At 73.7% G+C, this 17461-nt stretch carries 4 protein-coding genes; all 4 read left to right on the plus strand.

The window, feature by feature from the left end; genetic code table 11:
- The first annotated feature begins 867 nt into the window (after nucleotides 1-867).
- On the plus strand, nucleotides 868-4014 hold the full coding sequence (locus ACZ4TG_RS24860) for a non-ribosomal peptide synthetase (RefSeq protein ID WP_468166422.1): 3147 nt from the start codon (nucleotides 868-870) through the stop codon (nucleotides 4012-4014).
- Between the two features lie 9 nt (nucleotides 4015-4023).
- Complete coding sequence (locus tag ACZ4TG_RS24865; RefSeq protein WP_468166424.1) at nucleotides 4024-6630, plus strand: beta-ketoacyl synthase N-terminal-like domain-containing protein; 2607 nt, start codon at nucleotides 4024-4026, stop codon at nucleotides 6628-6630.
- Entirely contained in the window at nucleotides 6627-10079 is a 3453-nt protein-coding gene (locus tag ACZ4TG_RS24870) for a non-ribosomal peptide synthetase (RefSeq protein ID WP_468166426.1), read from the plus strand. Before ACZ4TG_RS24865 ends, ACZ4TG_RS24870 begins: the two co-directional genes overlap by 4 nt.
- 78 nt (nucleotides 10080-10157) lie before the next feature.
- Nucleotides 10158-17393, plus strand: a complete 7236-nt coding sequence (locus tag ACZ4TG_RS24875) for a hybrid non-ribosomal peptide synthetase/type I polyketide synthase (protein WP_468166428.1) — start codon at nucleotides 10158-10160, stop codon at nucleotides 17391-17393.
- Nucleotides 17394-17461 lie beyond the last annotated feature (68 nt).

Below are 17461 nucleotides of genomic sequence, written 5' to 3' on the forward strand. Positions count from 1 at the left end.
GGCCGGCAGATGGCGTAGCAGTTCCTTCGGGGCCCTGGTGCCGGTACGGCACCAGGGCCCCTTGCGCTACTGGCGCAGCCAGCCGTGTTGGGCCGCCTTCCCGGCCTCGAAGCGGCTCGACGCGTCGAGGCGTTCCATGAGGCCGGCCAGCTGCCGGCGATCACCATCCTCGTCCTCGTGGTCGGCCTGTCCCTTCCGCCCCTGAGGATGCTGGGCCGCTACCTCCACGACCAGTACGCGCTGGCGGTTGCACCCGCAGCCGTCCGAACTACAACACCGACGGCAACCCGTACGCCTCCACCCTGGCCAACCACCCCACCAGCAGCTACTCGGCACTGCGCTACGACAACATCACCGAGAACACGACCCTTCGACCGCGGGTGTGTACCGGCCGGGGACCCGGACTTTCCTGCTGACTGGTGACAACAGTTCGGTGGGGACGGAGAGTACGTTCGGCAACCCGGGCGACGTGCCCATCACCGGCCAGTGGTAGCCAGCCCCTGACGCGGCCGCCCTCCGCGCGGTCGTGGGAGTGAACTCCGCCACACGTGGGGCCGGCCTTCCCGGGTGTGCCGGGGAGGCCGGCCCCACCCTGTTGTGCAGGAACGAGGCCGCCGAGCAGCTCGCTGCCCGCTCCGAACGCTCTTCTTTCGGCCATCTGTCAAGTCCCTCGCAGGGCGCCGTGAAACAGCAGCTCATGACGCCCTTACCGAGGGTTGGGTCTGGAGGGAAAACGGCTGTTTCGCGTCATGGCCCGTTTAATTCATTGACGTGTACATCGATAACCGCTCAAGATCGCCATAGTCTTTACTGGTGTGCGCCAGCGATCCCATGGCCTGGGGTCGAGGCGGAGCTACGGGGGAAACCATGCCTGCCTACGCAGGGCACCGAGTGGCGCCCTTGACACGTCAACAACAAGCCATGTGGGCAGCGCAGCGGCTCGGCGCTGCCGGCGACGCGTACAACATCCCGGTCGTCCACCGGTTAGCCGGGCCGTTGGACGCGACCGCGTTAGACCAGGCCCTGTGCCGGCTGATCGCCCGTCACCCGGTGCTGCGCTCACGTCCCGACGCGCAGGGCGCATTCCTTGAGGTGAGCGACCAGATCCCGGACGGTGTGCTGCGTGTGCACGAGATTCCGGGCCAGGACGGGCAGGCGCATGCGGCCGAGGCGGCCCGCACGCCCTTCGCCGCCGATGCCCCGCTGCGCCTGAGCGCCGACCTCTTCCGCAGCGGTCCGCGGGAGGCGGTGCTGCTGTTGCTGCTGGACCACATAGCCGTGGACGCGCCATCCGTGGGGCTGCTCCTGGACGACCTGTCCGCCCTCTACGCCGCCTACGCGGACGGGAGCGCGCCGCGTCCCGGTCCGGGCGAGCAGGACGGCTACTTCGCGTATGCGATGGCTCAGAAGGAGTTCGAAGAGTCGCCCGAGGGCCGCCAGGACGAGGAGTTCTGGGCCGAATACCTGCAAGGTGTGACCGCCGCGCCGGCCGCGGCGGAGCAGCTCGCGGACGGGGAATCCAGCCCGCAGACCTCCTCGGTCGAGGTGCGGGTGCCCGAGGACCTCCGCCGCCTCTGCGAGCAGCGGGGCGTCACGCCCTTCGCCGCACTGCTCGGCGCCTACTCGCTCACGCTGCAGCACTACTTCCGCACCGATGACATCGTTATCGGATACCCGGCCGTCGACTGGCGCCGCTCGCAGTACCCGGCAGTGGTCGGGCTGTACTCCGAGATGCTCCCCTTCCGCCCGCCGGCCCGGCAGGACAGGACCGCGGACGAGTACATCGAAGAGGTCCAGGACTCGCTGCTGGACTGCCTGGCCCACCAGGGCGGTTCGCTCACGAAGGCGTGGGCCGCCGTACGCAGTGGAGCGCAGTCCGCCTCGGCCTCGGTGTTCCCCACCCTCATGTCGTTCAACGAGGCGACCGCCGACGAAGTGCTGCGCCTGCCGGGTGTCCGTGCCCGGCGCGTCCCCATGGTGCCGCGCGACGGCAAGGCGGGCCTCCTGCTGTCCGTCAACGCCGACGGCGCGGGATTCACCGGCCGACTGGACTTCGTGCGCGACCAGTACCCCGCCTACGTCGCCCGGAGCATCGCCCGTGCCGTCGAGACGGTGCTCGGACAGATGCTGGTCACCCCCGGTCCCCCCGCCGTGCTCGGCATGGCACTCGCCGACGCCGACGCCGAGGACCGAGCGGCCGCGGCCGCGCACGGCCGTACGGACACCGACAGCGCGCCCCCGCCGCTGGTCGTCGGGGCCTTCGCGGAGCAGGTGGCGGCCCGGCCCGGTGCGGTCGCCCTCATCGAGGGCGAGCGCACCGTGACCTACCGCGAGCTGGACGACGAAAGCCGTCGCCTGGCCGCCCGCATCGCCGCGCTGGGGCTGCCCGAGCGGAGCACCGTGGCGCTGTGCCTGCCGCGGTCCGCCGCGTTCGTCGTCGCCGCTCTGGCGGTGCTCCGCTGCGGCATGGCCTACCTGCCCGTCGACATGGCGCAGCCGGCCAGGAGGCGTTCCTTCGTCGTGACCGACGCCGGCGCCGCGGCCGTTCTGGTCGGCGACGCCCAGGCACGTGGGCAACTCACCACGGATCTGCCGGTCCTCGACATCGGCGAACCCCATGACGTGACGGACGCGGCCGGATTCGCCGACGCCCCGGTCGACGGCACGCAACCCGCCTACCTCATCACCACGTCGGGAACCACGGGCCTGCCCAAGGCCGTCGTGGTCCCGCACCGGGCCATCGCCAACAACCTGGCATGGAAGCGGCGTGCCTTCGGCCTGGGCCCGCAGGACCGCTTCTACTTCAAGACGCCCCCCGTGTTCGACGCCTCGGTGTGGGAGTACCTGGTTCCGCTGACGATCGGCGCGTCGACGGTCATCGCCGGTGCCGACACGCACCGGGACCCGGCCGCCCTCCTCGCGGAGATGCGCCGGCACGACGTGACGGTGGCGCAGTTCGTACCGACACTGCTCAAGGCCCTGCCCGGTGACGAGGGCCTGAGCGCCTGCCCGTCGCTGCGCTGGCTGTTCTGCGGAGGCGAGCAACTCGACCGCGCGGTGGTGCGGATGGCGCACCGCACGAGCACGGCCCGGGTCGTCAACCTCTACGGCCCCACCGAGGCCACCATCGACGCGACGTTCCACGTGTGCGGGGCCGAAGACGACACCGGTCCCGTCATGCCGATCGGCCGCCCGGTGGACGGCGCGAGGACGTACGTACTGGGCGCCGGCGGTCAGATCCTGCCCCCCGGATTCACCGGCGAACTGCACCTCGGGGGCGTCGTCCTCGCCGACGGCTACGTCAACCGCGAACAGCTGACGGCGGAGCGGTTCGTCGCCAGTGCGCTGGAGGAACACGCCGGCGCGCCGACGCCGCCGCGGCTGTACCGCACCGGCGACCTGGTACGCCGGCGCGCCGACGGAGTGCTGGAGTTCATCGGGCGCGAGGACGGCCAGGTCAAGATCCGCGGGCTGCGCGTCGACCTCGACGGCATCCGCAGCACGCTGCTGGAGCACGACGACGTGAAGGACGCCGCGGTGGTCGTGCACCCCCGCCGCAAGGACACCCTGGTGGCGTACGTCGTCGCGCCGGAAGGCACGACGACCGAGGACGTCCTCGGTCACCTCGCCGAGCGCCTTCCCGCCGAACAGCTCCCGGCCCACGTGGTGCGGCTGGACGAGCTGCCGGTCACGGCGACGGGCAAGGCCGACGCCCGGTCCCTGCCGGTGCCGGAGGCGGGACAGGACGCCACCGCGGAGGCCGCGCCGCGCACCGCCCTGGAACAGCGGCTCACCGCCTTGTGGGCCGGGGCGCTCGGCGTCCCCCCGGAACGCGTGCCGAGGTCGGTGAGCCTCTTCGAACTCGGCGGCAGCTCGCTGACCCTCATCCAGCTGCACAGCAGCATCAGGCGGGAGCTGTCGGTGGAGGTCCCGATCACCGACCTGTTCAAGTACCCGACCGTATCGGCCCTCGCCGGCGCGCTCAGTCGCCGTGGCCGCACACCGCAGAACTAGGGGAACCCCGTGAGCGTGCAGAACCCGGACGATGCCATCGCCGTGATCGGCATGGCATGCCGCTTGCCCGGAGCGCGGGACGTCGACCGCTACTGGTCGAACCTGCTGGACGGAGCCCAATTCCTGGACCCGCTCGACGAATCCGGCCTCCGGTCCAAGGGCGTGCCGCAGGACCGCTACACCCGCCGGGGATACGTCGCGGTCTCGGGCGCCGTCGACGGTGTCGAACACTTCGACTCCTCCTTCTTCGGCATCGCGCCGGCCGAGGCCGAGACGATGGACCCGCAGCACCGGCTGTTCCTGGAGGAAGCCGTGCACGCCCTGGAGGACGCGGGCTGGGCGGGCCGCGCCGCGGGACGGCGCATCGGCGTGTTCTGCGGCAGCGGCGAGAACCAGTACGGCCGGCTGCTGCCGGAACCGGACGAGGCCGCGGGCAGTCACCGCAGGATGTCGGACGCGTCGGCGATGCTGCCCCTGCGCGTCTCCTACCACCTCGACCTGCGCGGCCCGAGCGTCTTCGTGAACACCCTGTGCTCCACCGGGCTGACCGCCGTACACCTCGCCCGGCAGAGCCTGCTGGCGGGTGACTGCGACGTCGCCCTGGCCGGCGCGGTGTCCGTACAGCTGCCGCACGAGCACGGCTACGTCTCCCAGGAGAGCGCGGTCCTGTCCCCCGACGGCGCGCTGCGTCCCTTCGACCGCGCCGCGAACGGGACGGTGCCGGGCAGCGGGGTCGGCGTCGTCGTCCTCAGGCCGCTGGCCGCCGCGCTCAGGGACGGGGACCGCGTCCACGCGGTGCTGCACGGCACGGCCGTCAACAACGACGGCTCCGACCGCCAGAGCTTCGCCGCGCCCAGCGTCGCCGGACAGCGCGACGTCATACTCGCGGCCGTCGCCGACGCCGGGGTCGATCCCCGCGCCATCGGCTACGTGGAGGCACACGGCACCGGCACGCCGCTCGGGGACCCCGTCGAAATCGCCGCTCTGCGCGAAGCACGCGAGCGGCTCGGCGTGGACGACCCGTGCGCGATCGGCGCCGTGAAGTCGTCCATCGGGCACCTGGACACGGCCGCGGGCATGGCCGGACTCATCAAGGCCGTTCTCACCGTGCGCGAAGGCGTCATTCCGGCGACGGTCGGCCACCGCGAACTGCTCCCGTCGGCCGATGTGGAAGGCAGCGGACTCTACGTCAACACCCGGCGCCGCCCCTGGCCGGAGAACGGGCTGCCGCGGTACGCCGCCGTGTCCGCGCTCGGCGTGGGCGGCACCAACGCCCACGTCGTGGTCGGCCACCACGGCACCGCCCCCGAACCGGGCGGCACCGACGGCGCCGCCCCACAGGTGTTCCCGCTCTCGGCGCGCACGGCCACCGCCTTCCACGGACTGCGGGAGAGCCTCGCCGACGCCGTGAGCGCCGGTGGTGACGGGGCGGGCGCGGACGTCGCCCGTACGCTCCAGGACGGCCGCATGCCGCGCGAACTGCGGCGCGCCTGGGTCGCCCGCTCGCTGCCCGAACTCGCGGCACTGCTGAAGGAGGAGGCGGACCCCGTCCCCGCCGGACCGCTCCAGATAGCCGTCGACCTCGGCTCCGCCGTACGCCCCGAGCCGTCCCTGACCGACCGGATACCCGCGTTCGCCACGGCCCAGGACCGTCCAGAAGCGACCGAGCGCGCCTTCCTGCTGGGATACGCCGCTCTGGAAGAACTCGCGGCCCTCGGCGTGCGGGTCGGCACGCTCACGGCCCACGGGTCGGGGGAGTACCTCGCGGCGGCCCACGCCGGTGCGCTGGACCACGACGTCGCCCTGCGGTGCGCCGTACGGCACGAGGCCATCCGGGCCGTCGTCCACGGCGGCGGCGACCTGAGCGCGTGCGAGCGGCACCTGGCCGCCATGGAGGACGACCTGCGGGCGCATCCGCCCGCCCGTACGGAGAACGCCCTGCGCTCGCTCAGCCTGGGCGAGACGGTGCCCGCAGGAACCGCGCCGTCCGTCGACCACTTCCTCGACGTGGCGCAGACGTCCGTCATGGACGGCGAACCGGCCGCCCTGCCGGGGGACGCCGCGGACCTCATGGGCGCGCTGGCCTCGTGGAAGGACTGGCTGGAGCTGGCCGCGTGGTGCTGGGAGCGCGGAGCCGACCTCGACTGGGCCCGGCTGCGCGGCGGGTCCGGGCGCACGGTCGCCCTGCCCCTCTACCCCTTCGACGCGCGGCGGCACTGGGCGATCACGGCCCCGGGCGCGGCCGTGGCCGCGGCCCTCCCGGATCCCGAGCCCGAGTCCGAGCCGGATTCCGAGCCCGCGGCCGCGCCGGCCGCAGGTGCGCAGGAGGACGTGTCCGCCGTCGTCATGGACATCTGGCGGTCCGTGCTCGGCGAGCCGGACATCGAACCCGACTCCGACTTCTTCGAGCTGGGCGGACATTCACTGGTGGCCGCCCAGATCGTGGCCCGGCTGCGGGACCGCCTCGGCGTCAGCGTCCCCCTCGGCGACCTGCTGGACGCCGAAACACCCGAAGGCATGGCCGAGCTCGTGCGTGAGCAGCGGGCGTCCGCCGAGCTGTACAGCAAGCTGACCGCACATCACAGTGCCGACTCGACAGGGAGCTTCGAGCTGTGACGACCACGACCGGCATACTCCGGCAGCTCGCGGACCTCGGGGTACGGCTGGAAGAGCGGGACGGCAGGCTGTCCGTCACCGGCCCCACCCAAGCGCTGACCGACGAGTTGAAGCAGACCCTGCGCGACCACCGCGACGCCATCCTGCGGTTCCTGCGCGAACAGCGGCGCGAGGACGCCGAACGCACGCTGCCCGTCACCCGCGCCGACCGCTCGGACCGCATCCCCGCCTCCCGGGCCCAGCAGCAGATGTGGCTGAGCGAGCAGCTCGCCGACGACGGCCCGCCCGTCTACAACATGTACTTCGCCGTGGAACTGCACGGCGATCTCGATGTCGCGGCCCTGCGCTGGGCGGCCGGGGAACTGGTCGCACGGCACGAGATCCTGCGCACGGCGCTCTCCCGGAGCGAGGGCGTGCTGGTCCAGACGATCACACCGGAGTGCCCCGCACCCTTCCACGAGCACGTGGCCGCCCCCGACGACGCGGACGCCCTCGTACGCACCCTCGTCTCGCACCGCTTCGACCTGTCCCGTGCCCCGCTGAGCCGGTTCGACCTGATCGGCACCGGCCCCCAGCAGTGGATCTTCCTCGTCACCCAGCACCACGCCGTCTCGGACGGGTGGTCGACCGGCATCCTCAAACGCGAGCTCGCGGAGCTGTACCGCGCCCGGGTGGCCGGCCGCCGCCCCGAGCTCGCGGAACTCCCCCTCCAGTACGCCGACTTCGCCCACTGGGAAGAGCGCTGGCTGGCCGGCCCGGCGGCCGAACGGCAGCGCGACTTCTGGCGCCGGACACTGGCCGATCCGCCTGCGGCGCTCGACCTGATGCCCGGCCGGAGTCACGGGACGACCCCCGGATACAGCGGATCGGCTCTGGAGATCCGCTACGACGAGGATCTGCTGGAGCGGGTCCGCACCCTGTGCGCCGAGACCGGCACCACCCCCTTCACCGTGCTGGTCTCGGCGTACGCCCTGCTGCTCTCACGGCTGTCGCGCAGCGAAGACGTCGTGGTGGGCACGCCCCTGGCGAACCGTCCGCACGCCGACCTGGAACGGGCCATGGGCCTCTTCTTCAACCTCGTCCCGGTGCGGACGCGCGTGGACGAGCGCCAGACCACCCGCGCGTACCTGGCCTCGGCCAGGCGTGCGGTACACGAGGCCTTCGCCCACCGGGAACTCCCCTTCGAGCAGGTCGTCCAGGCCGTCGCACCGCGGCGCGAGGCGGCGCACACCCCGGTCTTCCAGACCGTGTTCCTGTTCCAGACGTTCCCCGACACCGACTTCGACCTGCCGGGCGTGCGCAGCACCCCCGTGGACGTGCCGACGTACTCCACCCAGTACGACGTCATGTTCCGCCTCAGCCAGCACGAGGACGGCCTGCGCGGCCTGCTCACCTACAGCGACCGGCAGTTCACCGAGGACGAGGCCCGGCGGTTCGTCGCCGCCTACCGCGGCCTGCTCGACGGCATGTGCCGGGTGCCGGACCGCCCGCTGGCGGAACTGGGGCTCCTCGACGCCGAGAGCGCAGGCCTGGTCGAAGGGTGGAACGCCGCGACGGCCCGGCCGGTCCCGGACCGCCCCGTCCACGAGGACATCCTGGCTCGGCTGGCCGAAGACCCCCAGCAGCCGGCCCTGACCTTCCGCAGCACCACCCTGACCCGCGGCGACCTGGCGCGTCGCGCCGCGTCCGTCGCGGCGGGGCTGCGCGCCGCCGGTCTCCGGCCCGGCCGGCGCGTGGGCGTCCTCATGCCGCGGACCCCCGAACTGGTGGCGGTACTGCTCGGCGTGATGTCGGCGGGGCTGGTGTACGTGCCGCTGGACGGCTCCGCACCGGCGAGCCGGCTGGAGGCGATGGTGGAGACAGCCGACTGCACCGCGCTCATCGCCGACGACGCCTACCGCGCGGCCTGCCCCGGTTTCGGCGGCCCCCGCCTGGCCGCGGCCGAGCTGCTGCACACCCCGGCCGGCGATCCGCCACCCCGCCCCACGACCGGGTCGGCGTACGTCATCTTCACGTCCGGCTCGACCGGCGTGCCCAAGGGCGTCGAGGTCACGCACGCCAACCTCGCCAACCTCTTCACCGCCCTCGACGACGTCATCCGGCCCGCCGACGCCACCGTATGGCTGTCCGTCACCGCGGTCACCTTCGACATCGCCGTGGTCGAGCTGCTGTGGACGCTGGCCCGGGGCATACCGGTCGTGCTCGCCGAGAACCTGGAGACCCTGCGCCGCTCCACGGCCGGCGCGGAGCCGGCCGGGCCCGTGGCCGTCCCCGACCTGATCCTGGCCTCCGGCGCGACCGCGATGCAGGCCACCCCCACCCTCCTGCGCACCGTCCTCATGCTGCCCCGCGCCGCCGAGGCCCTCGGCACGCTGAAGATCCTGATGGTCGGCGGCGAGCCGCTCGACCTGACGCTGGCGCGCAGGCTCAAGGCGCTCGGCATCCCGCGCGTGGTGAACATGTACGGCCCCACGGAGACCACCGTCTGGTCCAGTTCCTGGGAGCTGCCCGACAGCCCCGAACGCGTCCTCGTCGGCCGGCCGCTGCACAACACCGCCCTGTACGTCACCGACGCCCGGCTCAACGCGCTGCCCGTCGGCATGTACGGCGAACTCGTGATCGGCGGCGCCGGAGTGGCCCGGGGGTACGTCGGCAAGCCGGAGCTCACGTCCGAGCGGTTCCCGCTGCGCCCCGATCTGCACCCGGACGGGCCGGTCTACCGGACCGGGGACCTGGCCCGGCTGCTGCCGGACGGCTCCGTGGAACTCTCCGGACGCCTGGACAACCAGATCAAGCTGCGCGGGCACCGGATCGAGCTGGAGGACGTCGAACAGGCGGTCAACGCCGTCCCCGGCGTCACCCAGTGCGCCGTGGTGCCCCAGGGCGACGGCGCGCAGCAGGTGCTGGTCGCCCACTACGTGCCCCGGCCCGGCGCGGTGCTCGACGAGGCGACGCTGCGCTCGGCCGTATCCGAGCGGCTGCCGGCCGTCATGGTGCCGTCGGCGTTCGCCGCGATCACGCGCCTGCCCACCACCACCGGCGGCAAGGTCGACCGCGCCGCACTGCCCGTCGTACCGCTGGAGCGCCCCGACGACGCCACGGCGCAGCCGGCCCACGTGCTGGAACAGCGGCTGCTGGAGATCTGGAGCGGCGTCCTCGGCGTCGACGGCCTGCGGGTCACCGACGACTTCTTCGAGTCCGGCGGCTCCTCCCTGCTGGTCGTACAGCTGCTGGCGGAGGTGCGCGAGCACGTCCACCCCGAGGCGCGCGTCATCGACTTCTTCAGCTACCCCAGCGTCCGTGCGTACGCGGCGCACATCGCCGACCGCGCGGAGAGCGCCCCCGGCGGTGTCCCGCGGTCCCGCGTTCCCGCGGACACGGGCGGCGCCGGCGGCCGACGGGAGCGCATGCGGCAGGCGGCGCAGCGGCGCCGGGAAAGGGCCGGCTGATCCGACCCGCCCCGGGCCGCCCCGCGGCGGCCCGGCCCCGCCCCGACCCCCACCCGCTGATCAGATGGAGAGCGTGAAATGACCGAAGCCGCCGAGCTGTCCGACGACGTGCCGGCCATCGCCATCACCGGCCTGGCCTGCCGCTTCCCGGGCGCCGAGTCGGCCGAGGAGTTCTGGGACCTCCTGCGCGAGGGCGTCGACCCCCGCGAGGAGGTGCCGGAGGCGGACCTGCGCCGGGCGGGCCGCGCCTGGGCGCTGTCCGACCCCTCCTACGTCGCGGTGCGCAAGACCTTCGCCGATCCCTCGCTGTTCGACGCCGACTACTTCGGGATGTCCCCGGCGGAGGCCGCCGTCACCGACCCCCAGCAGCGGTTCCTGCTGGAAACCGCCGTACACGCCCTGGAGGACGCCGGGCTCGTACCGGCGTCGTTCCCCGGCCGCATCGGCGTCTACCTCGGCGTCAACATCTCCGACTACCTCCTGCAGAACGTCCTGGCGCACCCCGAGGCCATCGAGCCGCTCGGCTTCCACCGGGTCCTGATGGGCAACGACCGCGGGTACACGGCCACCCAGCTCTCCTACCGCCTCGGACTCACCGGGCCCAGCCTCGCGGTGGACTGCGCGTGCTCCTCCAGCCTCGCCGCGGTGCACCACGCGTGCCGGGCGCTGATGGACTACGAGACGGACGCGGTACTCGTCGGCGGCGCCGCGATCAACCCGACGGACGTCGGCTACGCGCACGTCGAGGGCGGCATCTCCTCGCCCGACGGCCGCTGCCGGCCCTTCTCGGCGGACGCCGCGGGGACGGTGTTCTCCAGCGGCGCCGGCATGGTCGTCCTGCGCCGGCTCGACGAGGCGCTGGCGGACGGCGACCGCATCCTCGCGGTCATCCGCGGCGGCGGGCTCAACAACGACGGCGCCCGCAAGAGCGGATACACGGCGCCCAGCGTGCAGGGGCAGGCCGAACTCATCGCCGAGGTACACGAACTGGCGGGGGTCACGGCGGACCGGATCTCCTACGTCGAGGCGCACGCCACCGGCACTCCGCTCGGCGACCCCATCGAGGTCGGCGCGCTCACCGAGGCGTTCCGGCGGACCACGGACTCCGTGGGCCACTGCGCCATCGGCTCGGTGAAGTCCAACATCGGCCACCTCGACTCGGCCTCCGGCATCGCCGGCCTGATCAAGGTGGTGCTCTCGCTGCGTCACCGGCAGCTCCCCGCCACGCTGGGCTGCGAACGGCTCAACCCGCACATCGACTTCGAGGCCTCGCCCTTCCGGGTCAACACGGGGTTGCGGCCGTGGACCGGGCCGCGGCCCCTGCTCGCCGGCGTCAGCTCGCTCGGCGTGGGCGGCACCAACGTTCATCTGCTGGTCGAGGAGGCCCCGGACGCCACCGACCTGCTGGTCGAGGAGGCCCCGGACGCCACCGACCGGCCCGCGGTCGGGCAGCCGGCCGCCGAGCCCCGGCACCTGCTGCTCTTCTCCGCCCGGTCCACCGCCGCACTGGACGCCCTGGAGGACGCGGTGCGGGCCCGGGTCGACGCGAGCACGCCGGACGACGCCCGTGACGTCGCCTTCACCCTGACCGCCCGCCGGACCCCGCACCCCCTGCGCCGCGGTCTGCTCTGGCGCGGAGACGGTGAGCCGGTGCTGCTGGACGCCCAGCTCCCGGATCCGGAACTGGCCGGACGGGCACCGGCGTTCACCCTCACCGACGAGGTCCTGCCGGGCGAGGCCCTGTCGGCGCTGCTGGAGAGCCGGCCGGCCTTCGCGGAGCAGGTGCGGCGGCTGACCGCACACTGCGCACCCGCGCCGGCGGCGGACGCCGACCCGCTGGCCCACCTGCGGCGGACGGCTCCCAGGGCCGCGGCCGCGGTGACGGCGCTCGCCTGCGCCGCGCTGTGGGCCGAGCACGGCGTACGCCCCGGCGCGGTCGTCGCCACCACCGGGAACCGGCCGGCGGCCGCCGTGATCAGCGGCGTGGTGGCCGAGGCGGACGCGCCCGCGATCGTGGCGGCCCTGGCCCGGGGAGCCGATCCCGCGCAGGCGCTGGCCGGTGTGGCGCTGCGTGCCGCGACGATCCCCTGGTACGACGCCGACGGAGCCGAACTGTGCCCGGCGGGCCGGACGCCCGACGCGAGCGCGGTGTTCGGCGACGCCCCCGCCGCTCCCGGGCAGCGCACGCTGCCACCGAGGGTTCCGGTGCTCCTGAACCCGGTTCCGGTCGCCGAACCGGCGCCGCCGATGCCTTCGGTGTTCCCCGAAGCGGTCGCGCTCACGGTCCCCAAGGACGTCCGGCCGGGCGGCGAAGCCCTGACGGCCGCACTGGGACAGGCCTGGGTGGCGGGACTGGTCGAGGACTCGGAACGGCTCGCGCCGGCCGACGGCTCCCGCCGGTTCACGCAGGCGCCCCGCTATCCGTTCCAGCGCGGGCGCCACTGGCTGGAGGCGCGGCCCGCGACGGGCGCCGCGGCCCCCGCCGTCGAGCTCCCCGCCGGCCCCGACGGGCACAGCGCCGACGGACACGGCCCCGATGGACACGGCGCCGACGAACAGGGCGCCGACCGCCTCGAACAGACGGCTCGGCGGATCTTCGCCCAGGCCACCGGCAGGAGCGACATCGACCCCGCGGCCGATCTGTTCTCCCTCGGCGGTGACTCGCTGCTCGCCACCCGCATCGTGGCCCAGGCGCGGCAGCACTGGGGGAGGAGGATCCCGCTCGGCTCCTTCATGCAGGAACCGACCCCCGCGGGGCTGGCCCGGCTCGCCGCCATGACGGCGCCGCCCGCCACCGGTGCCGGCGCGTCCGCCGCCGCTCCGGCACCCGCCGTCGCGGCCGAGGACGCCGGACCGGCACCGGCCACCTCCATCCAGGAGGCGTTCCTCTTCCTCAGCGAGTTCGAGGGAGCCGCCGAGGCGTACAACGTGCCCGTGCTCGCCGACCTGCGCGGCCCCGTGGACCGCGGCGCGCTGCGGCTGGCACTGGCCGATCTCGTCGCCCGTCACGAAACCCTGCGCACGGTGTTCCGTACCACCGGCGGCACCCCCCTCCAGGTGGTCGAGGAGCAGGCACAGGCGGACGTCGTCGAGGAGGACGTGGCCGACGACGACGCCCTGCGCGAGGCGATCGCCTCGCTGCTGGACACCACCATCCCCACCGACCGCGCCCCCCTGTGCGCCGTCCGGCTGTTCCGCATGGGCCCCGACCGGACCGTCCTGGCCCTCGCCCTGCACCACCTCGTGGCCGACGCCACGTCCATCGGGATCCTCCTGCGCGATCTGTACGCCCTCTACCAGGGCCGTACCGGTGACGGCGCACCCGGCCTGCCGGCCATCGCGACCCTCGCGGCCCAGCACGCGAGGGCCGAGGCCGACTGGCTCACCACGGCGGACGCGGACCGGCAGCGCGCCTTCTGGAGCCGGGAGCTGGCCGACCTGCCCGCGCCCCTGGAACTCTCCGGAGACCGTCCGCGCGGTGCCCGGCGCAGCTACCGGGGCGACAAGCTCAACTTCACCCTGCCGCCGCAGACCGCGCAGTCCGTGCACACCCTCGCCGCCGAGGAGTCGACGACACCGTTCGTGGTGGTCCTCACCGCGTTCTCCGTGCTGCTGGCCTCGCTCTCCGACCAGCGGGACCTCGTGGTCGGCTGCCCGGTCTCGGGCCGCCACCGTCCCGAGACCCGCGACCTCATCGGCAACTTCGTCAATACGCTTCCGATCCGGAGCACGATCTCGGCCGGTCAGTCGTTCCGTTCCCTGCTGCGGGAGACGGCCCGGCGCGTGACCGGTGCCATGGACCACCAGGAACTGCCGTACGAGGTCATGGCGCGGGACGCCGTCCGCGGACCGGACGGACGCGGTGAGGCCTCCCCGGTCTTCCAGGCGCTGTTCAACCTGCTGCACCCGGGAAGCATGACCGCATCCCCGCCGACGGGAGTCGACGTCAGGCCGCTGCCCTTCGACCGCGCCACCAGCCCCTACGAACTGTCCCTGGACTGGTGGACCGAGGACGGCACCATCGGCGGCCGCTTCATCTACGACACCGACCGCTTCAGCCGCCGGACGGTCGACGCGTGGCGGGAGTCGTTCGCCTTCCTGCTGGAAACCCTCACCCGCACACCCGACACCGCCGTCGACGCCGTCCCCGCCGAGCGCCCGGCCCAGGCCCTGCGCACGGCGGCGGCGCTGACCGGCCCCCGGGTGCCGGTTCCGGACCTGCCCGTGCACGCGGTCTTCCTGGAGCATGCCGCACGCCACCCGGAGCGGGAGGCGGTGAGCGACGGCCGGCAGACGCTCACCTACCGCGAGCTGGCACGCCTGTCCGCAGGCGTCGCAGGCCTCCTGACCTCGCACGGGATCGGCATCGGAGACCCGGTCGGCATCGCCCTGCCGCGCGACGCCCGGATGATCGTCGCCCTGCTGGGCGTGCTGCGCGCCGGCGCCACCCCGGTGCCCTTCGACCAGAGCCACCCGCGCCCCCGGCTCGCCGCCATCGCCGAGCACTGCGGTACCCGCCTGGTGCTGTGCGACGCGGCGGAGGACGCGGACTTCGTCCCCGAGGGCGTACGACGGATCGTCCTCCCGGCGGTGTCCGCGATACCGGCGCCGGACGGCTCCGCCCCCGGCGACCGGGTCGCCCCGTCGGTCGGCGCCTACCTCACCTACACCAGCGGCACCACCGGCCGCCCCAAGGGCATCCACTTTCCCCACGGTGCGCTGGCCAACCTGATCCACTGGGAGACCGACGGCTACACCGAGGCGAGGCGCTGGCTGCAGTTCGCCTCCTTCGGCTTCGACGCGGCCTTCCACGAGACCTTCGCCGCCCTGTGCTCCGGCGGATCGATCCACGTGGCCGACGAGGAGACCCGCCACGACCACGACGCGCTCGCCGAGTTCGTCCGTCGCCACCAGGTGCAGAAGGCGATCCTGCCGGTGTCGTTGGCGCACGCCCTGGCCACCCGCTTCGAGCAGGACCCCGCCCCCTTCGCCTCGTTGAAGGAGATCGCCACCACGGGTGAGCAGCTCCGGCTCAGCGCGTCGATGTCGGCGTTCTTCGAGAAGCTGGACGGCTGCCGGCTGATCAACAACTACGGTCCCGCCGAGACCCACGTCGTCACCTCCTACACCTTCTCGGGCCCGCCGCGGGACTGGCCGCGGTACGCGCCGATCGGCCGTCCGATCCAGAACGTCACGCTGGGGCTGGAGAGCTCCGACGGACTGCGGGCCGTGCCGTGGGGATCCGTCGGCGAACTGGTCATCGGCGGACCGTGCGTGGCCACCGGCTACCTGGACGAACCCGGGCTGACCGAGGCGCGGTTCACCGTCTCCGCCGACGGGGAGAGGCAGTACCGCAGCGGGGACCGGGCGCGTCTGCTGCCCCAGGGCGACGTGGAGTTCCTCGGCCGCCACGACCAGCAGGTCAAGATCCGCGGATACCGGGTGGAGCCGGGCGAGATCGAGGTGGTGATCCGCGAGGACGCCGACATCGCGGACGTGGCGCTGGTCGTGCGCGGCACCGAGGGCGACCGGCGCATCGACGCCTACCTGGTCCCGGTTCCCGGGGCCGAGGCGATCGGCGCGCGTACGCGCGGGCGCCTGGCCGGGGTCCTGCCTCCGGCGCTGGTGCCCTCCACCTTCACCGTGGTGGACCGGCTGCCGGTCAACGCCAACGGAAAGGTGGACCACGCCCTGCTCCCGCCCCCCGGCACGGCCGCTCCCCAGGCCGGCACGCGGGACCCGAGGCCGGAGCAGGCACCGCCTCACGAGGCCGAGCACGAGCACGAGTACGAGCACGGTCACGAGGTACTGGGGCGTGTCCTGGAGGCGTTCCGGCAGGTGCTCGACCAGCCCGGCCTCGGACCCGACGACGACTTCTTCCACGCCGGCGGGCATTCGCTGCTGGCCACCCGGCTGGTCCACCTGGTGCGCGAAGACCTCGAAGTGCGCCTGTCCATCGCCGACTTCTACGAATGCGGCACCGCCCGGGACGTCGCAGGCCTGGTAGCGGGGCGCCGGAGGCTCGGCGCCGCGCACCCCGACGAGGAACTGCCTCCGGCCCCCGCGACGATCGCCCTGCCACCGGGCCTGGCCGCCCTCGCCGACCGTCCGGGACCGGACCGGCAGAAGACCGCCGTGTACGACACCGGCCGGCAGCTGGACCCGGAGCGGTTGCGGGACGCCGTCGCCGTGCTGCTGGAACGGCAGCCCGCGCTGCGCCTGCGCGTCGCGGAACCACACCGGGCCGAGCCGGCGGACACGGCCGCGGTCGTCGCCGACGCCGTCGTGCGGCGCCGTCCGCCGCAGGACGTTCCCTCCGAACGGCTGGTGGACTGGCTGTACGAGCGCGGCCAGGCCGAGCCGATCGACCCGCGCACCGGCCCGCTCGTACGCGTCTCCACCGTCGACGGGCCCGACGGCGCCGGCCTGCTCGCCGTCACCGTGCACCTGCTGGCGCTCGACGGCCGAGGGCTCGACAACCTGTGCCGCACGCTGGACGAGGCCTACACGCGGACGGCGGCGCCGCGCGCGACGGACGACGGGTTCCTGCGCTATCTGGCATGGCGCAACACCCTGCCGGGCAGCACCCGGCGAACGGAGGCCGTCGGACTGTGGCGGCGCCTGCTCGCCCCGCTCTCCGGAGCCCCGCGACGCGCTCCCCACCCGGTCCGGGAACCCGGCCGCCGGACCTGGGCACCGGACGCGATCCTCCAGACGGCGCTCCGGGCGCGCTGCGCGCAGCAGCGGACCACCCCGTTCACCCTGCACCTGACCGCGCTCGCGGTGGCGCTGGGCCGGATGGGAGCAACGGACGCGGTGTGCCCGGCGATACCGCTCGACGGACGCTTCCAGCGGGGGCTCGACGGATCGGTGGGCGCGTTCGCCAACATCGTGCCGATGCCCCTGGTGGTATCGGGCGACCGCCCGCTCGGCCGGATCCTGGACGAGGCGCGGCAGGCCGTCGACGAGGTGCTGTCGGTGAGCGCGGTGCCGTACGCGGATCTCGCCGCGGAGCACTCCGATCTCGCGGCCTTCGACGACCTGGACGTGGTGTTCAACTACGCCCGGGACGACGAGCCACTGCGCTTCGGGACGGGAACGCTGCGCGAGGTGGGGCCCGATCCGCTGGCCCCCGGCCGGCGGCTGCACCTGACGGTCGTCGACAGCCAGAGTTCCTTCCGGGCCCTGCTGCGCCATGACGCGGCGACCGGCGACGACCGGCTGCTCGACCTGTACCGGCAGGCCCTGTACGGCCTCGTCTTCGAACCGGAGGCGACCGCCGGCTCGCTCGACCCGCGAGGAGCCGGCGCATGACCGCCGCCGAGCATCCCGTCGGCACGGCGCACCGGACCGCGCGCCGCCCGCGGTGGGCGCCCCGCACC

The organism is Streptomyces sp. NPDC028314, from assembly GCF_055565795.1.

What these genes read in the sequence shown, in the direction of transcription:
- ACZ4TG_RS24860 (WP_468166422.1), top strand. Translation starts at nt 868, where the DNA reads ATGCCTGCCTACGCAGGGCACCGAGTGGCGCCCTTGACACGTCAACAA.
- ACZ4TG_RS24875 (WP_468166428.1), top strand. Translation starts at nt 10,158, where the DNA reads ATGACCGAAGCCGCCGAGCTGTCCGACGACGTGCCGGCCATCGCCATC.